This window comes from Kribbella amoyensis (assembly GCF_007828865.1).
GTDB lineage: Bacteria > Actinomycetota > Actinomycetes > Propionibacteriales > Kribbellaceae > Kribbella > Kribbella amoyensis.
Map to the genome: position 1 here is coordinate 2775965 of NZ_VIVK01000001.1, position 15637 is coordinate 2791601.

17 protein-coding genes are annotated in these 15637 nt (G+C 69.3%); 11 read left to right on the forward strand and 6 right to left on the reverse strand.

Annotation, left to right across the window (positions count from 1 at the left end; genetic code table 11):
* Positions 1-253: 253 nt before the first annotated feature.
* The gene (locus FB561_RS13225; protein WP_145806488.1) at positions 254-892 is read left to right on the forward strand and encodes a TetR/AcrR family transcriptional regulator; all 639 of its coding nucleotides are present in this window, start codon (positions 254-256) and stop codon (positions 890-892) included.
* 15 nt (positions 893-907) lie between these two features.
* Here FB561_RS13225 and FB561_RS13230 read toward each other — a convergent pair whose 3' ends face one another.
* Positions 908-1645 carry an SDR family NAD(P)-dependent oxidoreductase gene (locus FB561_RS13230; RefSeq protein WP_145806490.1) on the reverse strand — a complete coding sequence of 246 codons (738 nt, stop codon included), beginning with the start codon at positions 1643-1645 and terminating at the stop codon, positions 908-910.
* Positions 1646-1801: 156 nt separating this feature from the next.
* On the opposite strand from FB561_RS13230, the gene mshA reads away from it, so the two are divergent.
* The 3 genes from mshA to FB561_RS13245 are packed head-to-tail and all read left to right on the forward strand — an operon-like array spanning position 1802 to position 4294.
* On the forward strand, positions 1802-3052 hold the full coding sequence (mshA, locus tag FB561_RS13235) for a D-inositol-3-phosphate glycosyltransferase (RefSeq protein ID WP_202880844.1): 1251 nt from the start codon (positions 1802-1804) through the stop codon (positions 3050-3052).
* Positions 3049-3537 (forward strand): type III secretion system chaperone family protein, encoded by a 489-nt coding sequence (locus FB561_RS13240; RefSeq protein WP_145806494.1) that lies wholly within the window; start codon positions 3049-3051, stop codon positions 3535-3537. Before mshA ends, FB561_RS13240 begins: the two co-directional genes overlap by 4 nt.
* Before the next feature lie 10 nt (positions 3538-3547).
* The gene (locus FB561_RS13245; RefSeq protein ID WP_145806497.1) at positions 3548-4294 is read left to right on the forward strand and encodes a phosphoglyceromutase; all 747 of its coding nucleotides are present in this window, start codon (positions 3548-3550) and stop codon (positions 4292-4294) included.
* A 57-nt stretch (positions 4295-4351) separates the two neighbouring features.
* Here FB561_RS13245 and FB561_RS13250 read toward each other — a convergent pair whose 3' ends face one another.
* Positions 4352-5470, reverse strand: coding sequence for a serine hydrolase domain-containing protein (locus FB561_RS13250; RefSeq protein ID WP_145806499.1), 1119 nt, complete (start codon positions 5468-5470; stop codon positions 4352-4354).
* A 120-nt stretch (positions 5471-5590) separates the two neighbouring features.
* Here FB561_RS13250 and FB561_RS13255 point away from each other — a divergent pair, with 120 nt between their 5' ends.
* The gene (locus tag FB561_RS13255) at positions 5591-6103 is read left to right on the forward strand and encodes a hypothetical protein (RefSeq protein ID WP_145806501.1); all 513 of its coding nucleotides are present in this window, start codon (positions 5591-5593) and stop codon (positions 6101-6103) included.
* Between the two features lie 53 nt (positions 6104-6156).
* Here the strand turns inward: FB561_RS13255 and phoU are convergent, their stop codons facing one another.
* Positions 6157-6867, reverse strand: coding sequence for a phosphate signaling complex protein PhoU (gene phoU, locus FB561_RS13260; protein ID WP_145806503.1), 711 nt, complete (start codon positions 6865-6867; stop codon positions 6157-6159).
* Between the two features lie 233 nt (positions 6868-7100).
* Between phoU and FB561_RS13265 the strand changes: the two genes are divergently transcribed.
* From FB561_RS13265 to FB561_RS13275, 3 genes are all read left to right on the forward strand, one after another.
* Positions 7101-8318, forward strand: a complete 1218-nt coding sequence (locus FB561_RS13265) for a sensor histidine kinase (protein ID WP_145806505.1) — start codon at positions 7101-7103, stop codon at positions 8316-8318.
* Complete coding sequence (locus FB561_RS13270; protein WP_145806507.1) at positions 8315-8992, forward strand: response regulator transcription factor; 678 nt, start codon at positions 8315-8317, stop codon at positions 8990-8992. The genes FB561_RS13265 and FB561_RS13270 overlap by 4 nt, the downstream gene beginning before the upstream one ends.
* 82 nt (positions 8993-9074) lie before the next feature.
* A complete protein-coding gene (locus FB561_RS13275; protein ID WP_145806509.1) occupies positions 9075-10112 on the forward strand; it encodes an iron-siderophore ABC transporter substrate-binding protein in 1038 nt (345 codons plus the stop codon).
* A gap of 168 nt (positions 10113-10280) precedes the next feature.
* Here the strand turns inward: FB561_RS13275 and FB561_RS13280 are convergent, their stop codons facing one another.
* Both FB561_RS13280 and FB561_RS13285 read right to left on the reverse strand, forming a co-directional pair.
* Positions 10281-11453: an IS30 family transposase gene (locus FB561_RS13280; RefSeq protein WP_420371353.1), complete on the reverse strand. Its 1173-nt coding sequence runs from the start codon at positions 11451-11453 to the stop codon at positions 10281-10283.
* 438 nt (positions 11454-11891) lie between these two features.
* Positions 11892-12437, reverse strand: coding sequence for a hypothetical protein (locus FB561_RS13285; protein ID WP_145806511.1), 546 nt, complete (start codon positions 12435-12437; stop codon positions 11892-11894).
* A gap of 252 nt (positions 12438-12689) precedes the next feature.
* Between FB561_RS13285 and FB561_RS13290 the strand changes: the two genes are divergently transcribed.
* From FB561_RS13290 to ispF, 3 genes are read left to right on the forward strand one after another with little or no spacing between them, the layout of a single operon-like run.
* Positions 12690-13175, forward strand: a complete 486-nt coding sequence (locus tag FB561_RS13290; protein ID WP_012918679.1) for a CarD family transcriptional regulator — start codon at positions 12690-12692, stop codon at positions 13173-13175.
* A 54-nt stretch (positions 13176-13229) separates the two neighbouring features.
* A complete protein-coding gene (gene ispD / locus FB561_RS13295) occupies positions 13230-13940 on the forward strand; it encodes a 2-C-methyl-D-erythritol 4-phosphate cytidylyltransferase (protein ID WP_238334798.1) in 711 nt (236 codons plus the stop codon).
* Positions 13937-14404, forward strand: coding sequence for a 2-C-methyl-D-erythritol 2,4-cyclodiphosphate synthase (gene ispF, locus FB561_RS13300; protein WP_145806513.1), 468 nt, complete (start codon positions 13937-13939; stop codon positions 14402-14404). The genes ispD and ispF overlap by 4 nt, the downstream gene beginning before the upstream one ends.
* Before the next feature lie 91 nt (positions 14405-14495).
* Here the strand turns inward: ispF and FB561_RS13305 are convergent, their stop codons facing one another.
* On the reverse strand, positions 14496-15578 hold the full coding sequence (locus FB561_RS13305; protein ID WP_145812809.1) for an IS110 family RNA-guided transposase: 1083 nt from the start codon (positions 15576-15578) through the stop codon (positions 14496-14498).
* Positions 15579-15637: the final 59 nt, after the last annotated feature.

The following is a 15637-nucleotide window of genomic DNA, read 5'->3' on the forward strand; positions in this document are numbered from 1 at the left end:
ATCTCTGTGTCGCTCGACAGGGCCACTCGACGCAGGGCGCAGCCATCACATCTTACCGGCGACCCGCAGCGTCCACGAAACCGGTGACGGCCGGGGTCCGGGAAGCGGTTGAGCCTTTGACATTTGTTGACTGGACGTCCAGTCTATAGACGGGCACCTGGGGAGGGGCCTGCAACGGGGGGTCCGGCCCGGGAGCGCCGAGCACACGGTGGGGGGTTGCTCGGCCTCCGGGCTCTGACCGGGAAAGAGAGACGTGCCGAGGTCGGCCAGTACCAACCAGGAGCTCCGGGAGAAGTCCCGTGAGCGCATCCTTGCCGCAGCCCTGGAGGTCTTCGCCGAGAAGGGCTACGAAGCCGCGTCGATCACCGACGTCACGGCGCGAGCGGGAGTCTCCAGAGGACTCCTCGCCTACTACTTCACCTCGAAACAGGCGATAGCGGCCGAACTCCTGGACCGCTGGCTGGACGGCATCACCGCCATCCTCACGATCCAGGGCCCCCCGGACGAACGCCTGGCGGGAATCATCGACGGCGCCCTGATGGCGGCCTCGGCGACCCTCCCGATCCAGCGCCTGGCCATCTCGCTGATGATGCTCCCCACCACCCACCCGACCTTCGCCAAGGTCGAAGCGGAGAAGTCCCACCGCATCACCGAAGTGGAAGACACCATCCGCACCATCTTCGAAGCCCGAGGCGCCCAAGACCCCGCCATCGAAGAAATGTTGCTAAGAGCAACCCTAGAAGGCATCACCGTCAAACTGACGATCTACCCGGAAACCTTCCCGGTTGAAGAAATCAGAAGACGCCTCTACCAAACCTACGACCTACCAGAACCAAAAGAACCACTCCCGGTCCCATCCCCACCAGTAGACCGGCTACGAGCAAAGCCTTAAAAGCAACAACAACCCTCAAACCCGATGAACCTTGTGCTGAGCAGCCTGGGCCCGAGGCCGCACCGTCAGCCGATCGATGTTCACATGCGAAGGCAACGAAGCAATCCAAGCCACGATCTCCGCAATATCCTCGGAAACCAGCGGCTCCGCCACCCCCGCGTAAACCGCCTCAGCCTTCCCTTCATCCCCAGAGAACCGAGTGATCGCAAACCCCTCGCTCTTCACCATCCCCGGCGCGATCTCACTCACCCGCACCGGCTGGTCGTAGAGCTCCAGCCGCAACGTGTCCACCACAGCCTTCGCCGCGTGCTTGGCAGCCACGTACCCACCGCCGCCCTCGTACGCGACCTGCCCAGCGGTCGACCCCATCACGATGATCACCCCGGACGCCGCGATCAACGCGGGCAGCAACGCCTTCGTCACAGCAGCGACCCCGATCACGTTCACCTCGTACATCCGCCGCCAGGCCTCCAGATCCGCCTCGGCCACCGGCTCGAACCCGAACGCCCCACCCGCGTTGTTCACCAGAACGTCGACCCGCGGACCGACCTCGGCCGCCAACGCCGCCACGTCGTCAGCGGACGTCACGTCACACCGAACGGCTCGCCCGTCGATCTCCTTGGCCAGCGCCTCGACCCGCTCCAGCCGCCGAGCGGCACAGACGACCTCGTACCCCTCTCGGGCGAGTCGCCGCGCGGAAGCGGCCCCGATCCCACTGCTGGCTCCGGTCACGACGGCAAGAGGACGAGTCATACCCCCGAGTCTCCCAAACCCGGCCGCGCCCGGTCCCACCCGTCTCAGGACCACCGGTCCCGGCACAACCCGCCGGGCCGGGGGACCCGGCGAGCGGCGGCGTAGGCTGGCGGCGTGGCCCTTCCCTCCGGTGACCGTCCTCTTCGGCGGGTCGCGATGATCAGCCTGCACACCTCTCCGCTGGACCAGCCCGGCACCGGTGACGCGGGCGGCATGAACGTCTACGTGGTCGAGTTGTCCCAGCGGCTCGCCGATCTCGGGATCGAGGTCGAGATCTTCACCCGGGCGACCTCGTCGGCGCTGCCGGTGAAGGTCGAACTGGTCCCGGGCGTCACCGTGCGCAACGTGGCGGCCGGGCCGTACGAGGGGTTGTCGAAGAACGAACTCCCGGCCCAGCTCTGTACGTTCGCGCGGGCGGTCCTGCGCGCCGAGGCGATCCGCGAGCCCGGGTACTACGACGTGATCCACTCGCACTACTGGCTGTCCGGCCAGGTCGGCCTGCTGGCCCGGGATCGCTGGGCGGTGCCGCTGGTGCACACGATGCACACGATGGCGAAGGTCAAGAACGCCAGCCTGGCCGAGGACGACGTCCCCGAACCGCCGGCCCGGTTGCTCGGCGAGGAGCAGGTGGTCGAGGCGGCCGACCGGCTGCTCGCCAACACCGACGACGAGGCCCGCGAGCTGATCGACCTCTACGGTGCGCCACCGGCGAAGGTGGGTGTGGTCAATCCCGGGGTCGACCTGGACCTGTTCCGGCCGGGGGACCAGGCCGCGGCGCGGCAGGCGGTCGGCGTACCGGAGAACGCGGTCGTGCTCGCGTTCGTCGGCCGGATCCAGCCGTTGAAGGCGCCGGACCTGCTGATCCGCGCGGCCGCCCGGATGCTCGACCAGGACCCGTCGTTGCGGGACCGGCTGGTCGTGGCGATCATCGGCGGCCCGTCCGGCAACGGCATGGAACACCCCGAGTCGCACGCCGAACTGGCCCGCGCCCTCGGTGTCGACGACGTCACCCGCTTCGTCAAACCGATCCCGCGGGCCGGCCTGGCCGACTGGTACCGGGCCGCCTCGGTGGTCTGCGTGCCGTCGTACTCCGAGTCGTTCGGCCTGGTCGCGTTGGAGGCGCAGGCCTGCGGTACGCCGGTCGTCGCGGCCGCGGTCGGCGGGCTGACGACCGCGGTCAGGCACGGGACCACCGGCCTGCTGGTCCCTGGCCACGGCGTGGACGACTTCGCCGACGCGCTGCGCCGGATCGCGACGGATCCGGTCACCCGCGAGACGATGGGCGGCGCGGCGGTCGAGCACGCCCGGGGATTCGGCTGGGAGCTGACCGCGGCGAGAACGCTGGCCGCGTACCGGACGGCCGCGGAAACGATGGCGGCAGACCTTGCTGCGGAGGTGGCCGGATGAGGGTGTCGGCGGCGGACGTGATCCGCCAGGTGCTGACCGAGAACGAGCTGGACTTCGCCGAGGGCGAGCCGGGAGCGTTCTCGGCGGACCTGCCGGGTGAGCGCAAGCTGAAGACCACGGTCACGCTGACGGTGGGACCGCAGGCCGTGCACGTGCACGCGTTCGTGGCCCGCCGGCCGGACGAGAACCACGAGGCCGTGTACCGCTGGCTGCTGGAGCGGAACCTGAAGATGTACGGCGTCGCCTTCGCCGTCGACCACCTCGGCGACATCCACCTGGACGGCCGGGTCCCGCTGCACGCGATCACCCCGGTCGAGGTGGACCGGCTGCTCGGCGCGGTCCTCGAGTACGCCGACTCGTCGTTCAACACCATCCTCGAACTCGGCTTCGCCAGCTCGATCCGCAAGGAGTACGAGTGGCGGATCGCCCGCGGTGAGTCGACCCGGAACCTGGACGCGTTCAAGGGCTGGCTGGAGCCTCGATAAACTCGGGCCCATGACCTATCGCCTGATCCTGCTCCGCCACGGCCACAGCGACTGGAACGCCAAGAACCTCTTCACCGGCTGGGTCGACGTCGACCTGAACGCCCAGGGGGTCGACGAAGCCCACCGGGGTGGCGAGCTGCTGCGCGACCGCGACCTGCTCCCGGACGTGCTGCACACGTCGGTCCTGCGCCGGGCCATCCGGACCGCGAACATCGCCCTCGAGGTGGCCGGCCGGCAGTGGATCGACGTCCGCCGGTCCTGGCGGCTGAACGAGCGCCACTATGGCGCCCTGCAGGGCAAGGACAAGAAGCAGACCCTGGAGGAGCTCGGCGAGGAGCAGTTCATGCTGTTCCGCCGGTCCTACGACACCCCGCCGCCGCCGATCGAGCGCGGCTCCGAGTTCGACCAGGCCGGCGACCCGCGGTACGCGGCGCTGCCGAGCGAGCTGCTGCCGTCGACCGAGTGCCTGAAGGACGTCGTCGACCGGATGCTGCCGTACTGGTACGACGCGATCGTGCCGGACCTGCGGGACGGCAAGACCGTCCTGGTCACCGCCCACGGCAACTCGCTGCGCGCCCTGGTCAAGCACCTCGACCAGCTCGACGAGGCGACCGTCGTCGGCCTGAACATCCCGACCGGCATCCCGCTGTACTACGAGCTCGACGAGGACTTCAACCCGGTCACCAAGGGCGGCGAGTACCTCGACCCGGCCGCCGCCCAGGCCGCGATCGAGGCCGTCAAGAACCAGGGCCGCTGACCCCACCGTCCCCGAGACCACGGACCGGCCGGATCGGGCCGGCCGTGGTCTTTTCCGTTACCGGACCCGGAAGACCTCGGTCAGGAGCGCGGCCAGCGCCACCGGGAAGACCTGGGCCGGGTCGACCTCGGCGTCGCCCATCGTGATGGAGGCGGTGAGCGTCCGGCTGCCGTCGGGCGAGCTGTACATCAGCGCGCCGTACCCGCCGGGGGCACTGCCGTTGTGGTGCAGGATCAGGCCGCCGCACTCCGGGCCCAGGTCCTGGACGAAGATGCCGAGGCCGTAGTCGATCGGTCCGTGCGGTGTGCGCATCTCGGCCAGCAGTTCGGCCGGGAGCAGCTTGCCGCCGTTCAGGGCCGAGGTGAACCTGTGCAGATCCTGGGTGGTCGAGAGCAGGTCACCGGCCCCGGCCAGCAGGGACAGGTTCTGGCGGCTGACGTCGGCGACCTTCCACTCCTCGCCGTCCTGGTAGCGGCAGTACCCGTGGGCGTGCGGCTCGGGCAGGTCCGTCAGGTCGCCGGGGACGACGGTGCCGGTGAGACCGAGCGGCTGTGCGATGCGCTGGTCCAGCGCATCGGCGTACGAGAGGCCGGTGACCTTCTCGATCAGCAGGACCGCCACGGTGTAGTTGGTGTTGGAGTAGCTCCAGTCCGTTCCGGGGGCGAAGCGGGCGGGCTTGGCCAGCGCGAGCCGGACCAGTTCCTCCGGCCGGTAGCTGAGGAACCGGTGGTCCACCCAGTCCTTGCCGACCGCGGGAATGCCCGCGACGACGGTCCCGTCGGGGTAGTACTCGCCTGTGTAGTTGAAGAGTCCGCTGGTGTGCAGCAGCAGCATCCGGACCGTGATCCGGTCGTCCAGGTCGAGCTGGGGCAGATAGCCGGCGACCGGGCCGTCCAGCTCGACCTTGCCCTCGGCAACCAGCTGCAGGACCAGCGTCGCGGTGAAGGTCTTGGTGACGCTGCCCACCCAGAACGCCCCGTCCGTCGACGGCGGCTCGGTCTCGCCCAGCTTCCGGACACCGGCGCTGCCGACCCACTCGCCCCGGGCGTCGTTCACCCGCAGCTGCATCCCGGCGAATCCGGCGTCGACGAACGCCTGGACAGCCTTCTGCAGCTCCGGCCGGTCGGTGTGGTCGATCGTGGTGGCGGTCTCGTGGTGCAGCGATGAAGTGTTCATGTCGACCACTCTCGGCAAGAGCGCTGACACGGCGCCGCCGCGGCGCTGACACGCGTCGGTTCTGACCCTCGGACAGGAAATCCTGGGTGGAGTGGACCGGCCGAGACCTGGAGGTACGTGGTGAGTTCGAGAGCGGGAGAGACCTTCGACGCGGCGCGGGCGGGCGCGGAGGTACGGGAACTCCTGGAGGCCGACGTCCCGGCGGACGGTCCGGCCTCGGCCGACGGCGATCCCGTGACCGGGGAGTGGACCGTGACCACCGGGCCGGGGTTCCGGATCGTGCCGCTCTGGGAGGGTGAGGGCCTGACCGGTGTCTACGGCAACGAATGGACCGACGCGGCGGACACGGCGACCGGGTACTTGGAGGCCCTCGGCAAGACGCTGGAGACCGGCTGGGGCCCGTACCGCAAGATCACTATCGACGGCGCCCTGATCCGCTGGCAGATGGACCAGCCGGTCGATCCGCTCTTCGACGCCTTGTTCAGCGTGGACCTGTACGGCGACCTGCACGTCTGGCAACCGCGGCCGGACCGATGGGTTGCCGCGACCGTTGGTCACAGCGACGGGGACGCCCCGTTGGTCCTCGCCGCGTTGGTGACCGACCGCCCGATCCCGGAACCCGAAGGCCCCTGAAAGACGCCGGGTGGCCGCTCCCGTCCGCGGCCACCCGAAAGTACTCCGGTGGGTCAGTTGCTGCCGTTCGGCGACGGGGTCGAGGCGCCCGCGCCGGAGCCGGCCGCGGTCCCGCCGACGGCGACCGGGAGCTCGCCGGTGACCAGGTAGACGACCCGGCGCGCCATCGAGACGGCGTGGTCGGCGATCCGCTCGTAGTACCGGCCGAGCAGGGCGATGTCGACGGCCACCTCGACGCCGTGCGGCCAGGAGTCGTCCATCATCAGCCGGAACTGGTTGCTCCGCAGCTTGTCCATCTCGTCGTCGACGACCTCCAGCCGGGCGGCCGCCTCGACGTCGTGGGTCTTGATCACGTCGCCGGCGGCGTCCACCATCCGGCCCGCGACCGAGGCCATCTCCTCGATCACCGGGTGCAGCTCGGCCGGGATGGCCGGCGCCGGGTAGCGGAGCCGGGCGATCTTCGAGACGTGTGCGGCCAGGTCGCCCATCCGCTCCAGGTCGGCGACCATCCGCAGCGCCGCGACCAGCATCCGCAGCTCGTTGGCGACCGGCGACTGCCGGGCCATCAGTTCGAAGACCTTCTCCTCGACTCCCTCGCCGGCCGCGTCCAGCTGGATGTCGGCGGCGATCACCTCCTCGGCCTGCCGGATGTCGGCCGCGAGCAGGGCGGTGGTCGAGCGCCGGACGGCGGTGGAGACGGTCCGGGTCATCCGCTCGAGCTCGGCGAGGATGTCGTCGAGCTGCTCGTGGTAGGTGTCACGCATGCTGAGTCCGATCTGTGGCTGTCCAGTGCTGCCGCGGGCGGGCCGGAAACCTTCTCCGAACGCCGGATCCGGCGCCCGGGCACGCTCAGGTACCCGCCCACAGGTGACCGTATTCCGCCCAGGTTGCCGGTTGGCGACGAGTGGTGAACGCCTGATGAACAGTTCGGACGCGTTCCGGTCATCCGGTGATCATGTGGTCTTTCCCCGTGATTCTCCCGCGTAGCATCGATCCCGTGGACCCCACGCTGGCTGCGGTGCTGGGCGGCGTCATCGGCGCGGCCCTGGCCCTGCTTTCGCTGGGGGCGATGATGCTCAGCGAGCGGGCCCAGACGAAGATCCCGGAGTCCCCGGACCCGATCGTGCCCACCGGCGTCGCCACCGTGCTGTCCGTGCTCCGCTCGTCGGCGGTCGTGATGGGCCCCGAGGATCAGGTGCTGCAGGCAAGCGCCCCGGCGCACGTGCTCGGCATCGTCCGCGGTGAGCGGCTGGTGGTCGACGACCTGCTGACCATGGTCCGGGCGGTCCGCCGGGACGGCGAGATCCGCCAGCAGGACCTGGAGATCGTCCGCGGCCGGCTCGGCGCGACCCAGTACGTGAGCGCGCGGGTGGCGCCGCTGGGCAGCCAGCTGGTCCTGGTCCTGGTCGAGGACCGGACCCGCGAGCGCCGGCTGGAGGCGATCCGGCGCGACTTCACCGTCAACGTCAGCCACGAGCTGAAGACCCCGATCGGGGCGCTGATCCTGCTCGCCGACGCGGTCTCGGAGGCCTCCGACGACCCGGAGGCGGTGCAGCGGTTCTCCAGCCGGATGCAGATCGAGGCGGCCCGGCTGAGCCGGCTGGTGAAGGAGATCATCGAGCTGTCCCGGCTGCAGGGCGACGACCCGCTGGAGAACCCGGGCCCGGTCGACATCAACGGGGTCATCGACGCCGCCGTGGACCGCTGCCGGGTGGACGCCGAGGGCCGCGACATCAACCTGGTGGTGAAGACCGACCCGGACCTGGAGGTGATGGGCAGCGAGGACCAGCTGGCCATCGCGATCGGCAACCTGGTCGAGAACGCCGTCAACTACAGCCCCGACGGGACCCGGGTGGCGGTCGCCGCCCACCCGATCGGGGACCTGGTGGAGATCACCGTCAGCGACCAGGGCGTCGGCATCCCGAGCAGCGACCTGGAACGCATCTTCGAACGCTTCTACCGGGTCGACCGGGCCCGCAGCCGGGAGACCGGCGGGACCGGACTGGGCCTGTCCATCGTCAAGCACATCGCCTCGATCCACGGTGGCGACGTGCGGGTGTGGAGCGTCGAGGGCCAAGGCTCCACCTTCACCGTCCGGCTCCCGCTGCGGCTCGACCCCGCGACCGGGCAACCGACCGACTCCGCCAGCCAGGCAGAGCCGGCCCTGACCCTGACGCCTACCCCGTCAGAGAGAACCAAGGAGGCAGCTTCGTGACCCGAGTGCTGGTCGTCGAAGACGAAGAGAGCTACAGCGACGCGTTGTCGTACGTCCTGCGCAAGGAAGGGTTCGAGGTCGCCGTGGCCGAGACCGGTCCGGACGCGCTGGACGAGTACGACCGGGCCGGTGCGGACATCGTCCTGCTCGACCTGATGCTCCCGGGCCTGTCCGGGACCGAGGTGTGCCGGGCGCTGCGCAGCCGCGGCAACGTCCCGGTGATCATCGTCAGCGCCAAGGACACCGAGGTGGACAAGGTGGTCGGGCTCGAGCTGGGCGCCGACGACTACGTCACCAAGCCGTACAGCCCGCGCGAACTGCTGGCCCGGATCCGGGCCGTGCTGCGCCGTGGCCAGGACGTCGAGCTGCTGCCGGACACGCTCGAGGCAGGCCCGGTCCGGATGGACGTGGAGCGGCACGTGGTGACCGTGGCCGGGACCGAGATCCGGCTGCCGCTGAAGGAGTTCGAGCTGCTCGAGATGCTGCTGCGCAACACCGGCCGGGTGCTCACCCGGGGCCAGCTGATCGACCGGATCTGGGGCGCCGACTACGTGGGCGACACCAAGACCCTGGACGTGCACGTGAAGCGGCTGCGCTCGAAGCTGGAGAAGGACCCGTCCAGCCCGTCCCACCTGGTCACGGTGCGCGGGCTCGGGTACAAGTTCGAGGCGTGATTCACACCCCACCGGCTGGGACCGGCCGGTGGGGTTAGCTTAGGCTCTCCTTAGTTGAGGCATCCAGCTAAGGAGAACCACCATGTCCTGGTCCCGTCCCCGGGCGGCCGCGTTCCGGCCGGTTCGCGCCGGCGCTCTCGCGCTCGCCACCGTCCTGGCCGCGACCACGCTCGCCGCGTGCGGCAGTGGCGCCGACGAGCAGCCCACCGGCTCGGCCGACGCGGCCGCCGGCTTCCCGGTCACGCTGAAGAACGTGTTCGGCGAGACCACGATCGAGAAGAAGCCGGAGCGGATCGTCACGCTCGGCTGGAACGCGCAGGACGTGGTCTACGCGCTCGGCGAGACCCCGGTCGGGATGCCGAAGGTGACCTACGGCCCGACCAAGGAGGGCGTCACCGCGTGGGACGCGGACAAGTTCGACGCCACCAGGACCACCTTGCTCGACGCCGGAGACAGCTACCCGTTCGAGAAGATCGCGGCGCTGAAGCCGGACGTCATCCTGGCGCCGTACGAGGGATTCGACGAGACCGTCTACAAGACGCTGTCCGGGATCGCGCCGACCGTCGCGTACCCGTGGGCCCCGTGGCAGACCACCTGGCAGGACCAGACCACGCTGATCGGCAAGGCGCTGGGCAAGTCGTCCGAGGCGGACCAGCTGATCACCGGGATCAAGGACCGGATCGCGAAGGTCGCCTCCGAGCACCCCGAGTTCAAGGACAAGACGATCGCGGTCGGCTCGTTCGGCCCGGAGAACTACGTCTACATGCCGGGTGACCCGCGGGTGCAGATCCTCAACGAGATGGGCTTCAAGAACGCGCCCGGCGTGGACAAGCTGGAGACCACGAACACCAAGAAGGAGTTCGCGCTCACCATCAGCAAGGAGAAGGTGAGCGAGATCGACGCCGACGTGCTGGTCGACGGTCTGACCGCGGCGAAGTTCAACGCCGACCCGGTGTACTCCGCGCTCGGCTCGGTGAAGAAGGGCAGCGCGTACCTGATGGAGGACCAGCAGGTCATCTCCGGGATGAGCGCGGTCAGCGTCCTCAGCGTGCCGTGGGTGCTCGACCAGATCCTGCCCGGCCTGTCCAAGGCGGCCCAGGCGGCCCAGGCGGCGTCCTGATTCCGCAGAGCTGATCCGGGCGACGCCGGCGACCGATCCACCGGCGCGGTCCGGATCACCCCGTACGACGGTGCCAAGGCCACGGCCCGGCGTACACGCACGAAGGGCCCATCCCGCGGCTTGCGTTGCGGGCAGTTTCAAGGGGTCGTTGCAACACCGCCTTGGTTTCTAGGTGGTGAGTAGATCACGCAAGCGCTCGGCTGGGGTGTCCCAGTCGAGCGTTTTGCGTGGTCGGGCGTTGAGTTCTTGGGCGACGTGTTCGAGGTCTGCGGGTCCGTGGACGGACAGGTCGGTGCCTTTGGGGAAGTACTGGCGGAGCAGTCCGTTGGTGTTTTCGTTGGTGCCGCGCTGCCAGGGTGAGTGTGGGTCACAGAAGTAGACGGCGATGTCGGTGGCGATGGTGAACTGCTTGTGGCGGGCCATCTCGCTGCCCTGGTCCCAGGTCAGCGAGCCGCGCAGGTGTTCGGGCAGGGTCTGCATCGTCGCGATGAGGCCGTCACGGACCTGTTCGGCGTCGTGGCCGCCGGGCAGGTGGACCAGCATCGTGTAGCGGGTGGCGCGTTCGACCAGGGTCGCGATCGCGGACTGGTTGTTCTCGCCCATGATCAGGTCGCCTTCCCAGTGGCCGGGGACCGCGCGGTCCTCGGCCTCGGCCGGCCGTTCGGAGATCATGATCATCTCGTCGACGAACCGGTGCCGGCGTTGCCCGGGCTGTCGTTGGGGTTGGCGGCGGGTCCGGCCGGTGCGCAGCGCGGTCTGGACTTCGCGTTTGAGGCCGCCGCGGGCCTGGAAGTACAGCGCTTGGTAGATCGTTTCGTGGCTCACGCGCATGCTCTCGTCATCGGGGAAGTCTTTGACGAGCCTGTTCGAGATCTGCTCCGGTGACAACTTCCGTTCCAGGCCCAGCTCGACCCGGTCACGCAGCGCGGCGTCGGTAACCAGCTTCGAGGCCTTGGGCCGGGCCCGGGCCGCCGCAGCGTCACGGTGGGCCTGGTACGGCAGGTAAAGCCCTTCGATGCTGTGTGCACGGACCTCACGAGAGACCGTGGACTTGTTCTTACCGATGCCGGCCGCGATCGCGGTGAGGGTGAGCTTGTTGATCAACCCGTCGGCAATCGCCAGCCGTTCATCCAGGCACAGGTAACGGTCACTGATCACAACCTCAGCTGGTCCGGTCATGGAAGTCAGATACCGGGCAGCGGCGCCGGAGTCCACGACCCGCCCGCCGGGATGGATCCGCGTGTTGTTCACCTTGCGGACTCCGCGACACCAATCCAGCCCGGTGCGCCGGTTCACGCCCACCTCCCGGGCCGCGCGCGTGATCGACCATCCCGACTCGATCAACCCGGTGAACCGCGCCCTCGCCTGCACTTTGCCCCTCACAGCCGTCACCGCGGGCACCAGCCCGGCCGCGACCAGGATCCGCCGGGCAGTGCCATGACTCACCCCGCAGGCGATCGCAGCACGGTTGATGCTCGCGGACTCGCCGAACACCGCGATCACCTGCCCCCGCACCGCGTCGGTGATGACCGTTCGTCGGCCAGACCCACCACCACGTGCTCGCAAGATCTCGTAACCACGACCCCGCTTGATTCCCAGCGCGTCACACGCCGCCGCTACCGCGACCCCCGCATCAACCATCCGCACCAAAGCATCACCGTGACGCTCAAGATCCTCCGAAAACGACATGGCCGCCGCAACTCCTCAAATCGAGGTGTTGCGACGACCACGTGAACCCGCCGCGGGGTGGGCCCTTCGTCCGTCGTGGGTCGGCCGGCGTCAGCCGTGCGCCTCGCCGCCGTCCGCGCGCGGCGAGGGGGAGTAGTGGTCGAGGGTGAGCACCGGGATCGCGGTGGTGATCGGGGCCGCCTTGCCGAAGGTGATGGTGACCGCGACCATGTCGCCCGGCTTGCCGCCGGTGACGGTGAACGGGGCGCCGGTGGCCGGCGGCAGCGACAGCATCTGGCCGGGCACCAGCGTCATCGGCCGGACGTTGCCGAAGGTGACGCTGACCGGGTCCTCGGTGGCGCCCGCGGGCTCGGTGCCCTCGGGGGCGGAGGCGATGCTGACCAGGGTGTCCGGGTCCGCGCCGTTGTTGACGATCGCGCCGTGCAGTTCCCCCTTGCCGTCCTCGGAGGCCATCACCAGCAGGTTGCGGACGGCGATCGAGCCGGAGTCGGCGTTGGTGCCCTCGGCGGGCTGGTAGGGCTGGGCGGTCTGCGCGTTGAAGTTCGCGCCGCAGGCGGTCAGCGCGATGCTCAGCGTGACGGTGGCCGTGGCCGCGAAGGTCCGGCGGACGGCCTGCCGGGTCAACGTGATGGGCACTGGGATCCCTCTCCTACAAGCAGTGGACTGCCGTCAGGCAGCGGCCTCCGGCGCAGCAAAGCGTAGCGACCGCGACCGGCGGGCTCGACAGCGGCTCCACCTTCGCGGGGTGGACGGGGGGATCGGAACGCGCGCGCGAGGCACGCCGGACAGCGTTTGTCAAGGCGGGAAGTGGCCTCTGACCAGCGCAAACGTCCCGGCCGGACCACCGACCGCGTGGTAGCATAGGTACCGGAAAGGGGCACGTGACATATGACTTTCACAGTCGGCGAGACGGTTGTTTACCCCAATCACGGTGCGGCCGTCATCGAGGACATCGAGACCCGTCAGATCAAAGGTGAGGACAAGACCTACCTGGTCTTGAGGATCGTCGCTCAGAACGACCTGGTCGTCCGGGTCCCCGCGTGCAACCTCGATCTCGTCGGCGTGCGTGACGTCGTGGATCAGGCTGGCCTGGAGCGCGTCTTCGACGTGCTGCGTGCACCGCACACGGAGGAGCCGACCAACTGGTCGCGACGATACAAGGCGAACCTGGAGAAGCTGCACTCCGGTGACGTGATGAAGGTGGCGGAGGTCGTGCGCGACCTGTGGCGCCGTGAGCGTGACCGCGGTCTCTCCGCCGGTGAGAAGCGGATGCTGGCGAAGGCTCGCCAGATCCTCGTCTCCGAGCTGGCTCTGGCCGAGCACACCAATGAGGACAAGGCCGAGGCCATCCTCGACGAGGTTCTCGCTTCCTGACGACCGGACCCTGTCCGATCAGCAGGACCGAGGCGAACGCGTGACCGTACCGCTGTGCGCGGGCTCGAGATGAGTACCGCGGCCATCATCCCGGCGGCCGGTCTCGGAGTTCGGCTCGGTGGCGAGGCCCCGAAGGCCTTTCGGGAGGTCGGTGGCGACTCGCTGCTCGTCCACGCGGTCCGTGGACTCTCGGCAGCGACCGCCGCCGGCCTCTCGTGTTTTGTCGTCGCCGTCCCACCCGGGACCGAGGACGTCGTCCGCAAACAGCTCGACCCGTACGTCGGGCCGGCGGAGCTGCGCGTCGTTCCGGGCGGTGCCGAGCGGACGGATTCGGTCCGGGCGGCGCTCGACCTGGTCCCGGCCGAGGGTATCGACTGCGTTCTCGTTCACGATGCGGCCCGGTCGTTCGTCCCGGTCGACGTGATCGAGCGTGTCGTCGCGGCCGTCCTGGCCGGGGCGCCTGCCGTGGTTCCGGTGATCCCGGTGACCGACACGATCAAGCGGGTCGACGGAGACGGTGTGGTGGTCGATACGCCGGATCGGTCGGCGTTGGTGGCTGTCCAGACTCCGCAGGGCTTCGAGCCGTCGGTGCTGCGGCGGGCCCATGCTGTCGAAGGAGCGGGCGCGACGGACGACGCGATGCTGTGCGAGCGGCTCGGTGTCGCGGTGCGGACGGTCGAAGGATCCGAGGACGCGTTCAAGGTGACGCGGCCGCGGGATCTGTTGCTGGCCGAGTGGATCCTGGCGGAAAGAGGAGCGCGGTGAGACCTCGGGTCGGGACCGGCGTGGACGTGCATCCGGTCGAGGAAGGCCGGCCGATGTGGCTGGCCGGGTTGCTCTGGCCGGAGGAGACCGCGGGGCCGTCCGGGCATTCCGACGGTGACGTCGCCGCGCATGCCGCCTGCGACGCGCTCCTGTCGGCGGCCAAGCTGGGTGACCTCGGGTCGAACTTCGGGACCGCTGAGCCCGAGTGGGCGGGCGCGTCCGGGGCGACGCTGCTGGCCGAGGCGGCTCGCCGGGTGCGCGCGGCCGGCTTCGAGATCGGCAACGTCTCCGTCCAGGTGATCTGCAACCGGCCGCGATTCGCCGCCCGTCGCGAGGAAGCCGAGAAGGCGTTGAGCGCGGCCTGTGACGCCGACGTCTCCGTCAGCGCCACCACCACCGACGGCCTGGGGCTCACCGGCCGCGGCGAGGGCATCGCCGCCATCGCCACGGCCCTCGTCTACTGACGGCGGACTTCCACCACTCACCAAGCCGCCTTCAGCGGCGCAATTCGGCGTGTATCTGCGTCGGCCGGCGGGTTGGATGCTCCTATGGATGTCAAGTAGTGGCTGGTTGCTTGTTGGTGGTGGGTTGTGTTTGGCGGAGTGTGTAGTAGATCTCGCGGGCGATGAGTCGTTTGAGGCAGCGGATGGTGTCTTTTTTGGACAGGCCGTCGGCGGTGCGTTTGGCGAGGTAGGTGTGGGTGCGTGGGTCCCAGCGGAGTCGGTTGATGACGATGAGGTAGAGGGCTTTGTTGGCTTGGCGGTCGCCGCCGCGGTTGAGGCGGTGGCGTTGTGTTTGGCCTGAGGATGCGGGGATGGGGGCGGCGCCGCAGAGCATCGCGAAGGCGGCTTCGGAGTGGATCCGTTCGGGGTTGGGGCCGGCGGTGACCAGGAGCTGCCCGGCGATGTCGGGGCCGACTCCGGTGAGCTGGAGAAGGGCCGGGTTGATCGTTTCGATCAGGGCTGTGATGAGGGTGTCGAGCTCGGCGATCTCTTGTTGGGCGGTGGCGTAGCGGCGTGCCAGTGAACGCAGCGCGGTTTTGACGGCTTGTTCGGGGACGCCGATCTGGGTGGTATCGGGTCGCAGGTTGCGGCAGGTGTGGATCAGGCGGGCGGTGGTGAGGCCTCGTAGCTGGTCGCGCAGACCATGGGGTGCGGTCACGATCAGGGCTTTGATCTGGCGCATGCAGCCGGCGCGTTGGTCGACGGCGCTGGTGCGGGCGACCCGCAGGTTCCGCAGCGCCTCGACCTGGCTGTCGCGGTTTTTGGGGGTGCCGGTGCGGACTTTGCCCAGGGCGGCGCGGGCGGCGGCTTCGGCATCGATCGGGTCGGATTTCCCGGCCCGGCGGCGGGTCTTACGGTTCGGCCGGTCGATCTCGACGACCGTGATGCCTTGCTCGCTCAGATAGGTCGTCAGACCGGCCCCGTAGGCGCCGGTGCCCTCCACTCCGGCCAGGACCAGCCGCCCGAACGACCGCAGCCAGGCCAGCAGCGCGGCATAGCCGGCCCGGGTGGTGGGAAACGTGGCATGGCCGAGCATCCGGCCGGTCTGATCGATCGCGGCCGCGGTGTGAGTGTCTCGGTGGGTGTCGACACCACCGGTGATCTCGACCTGGGACCGGGCCTCTGCTCGTGGCATGGTGGGTACTGCCGTCCTTCCACTGGCTAGGGATGAGGGCGGCACGCACCAGCCGAGGC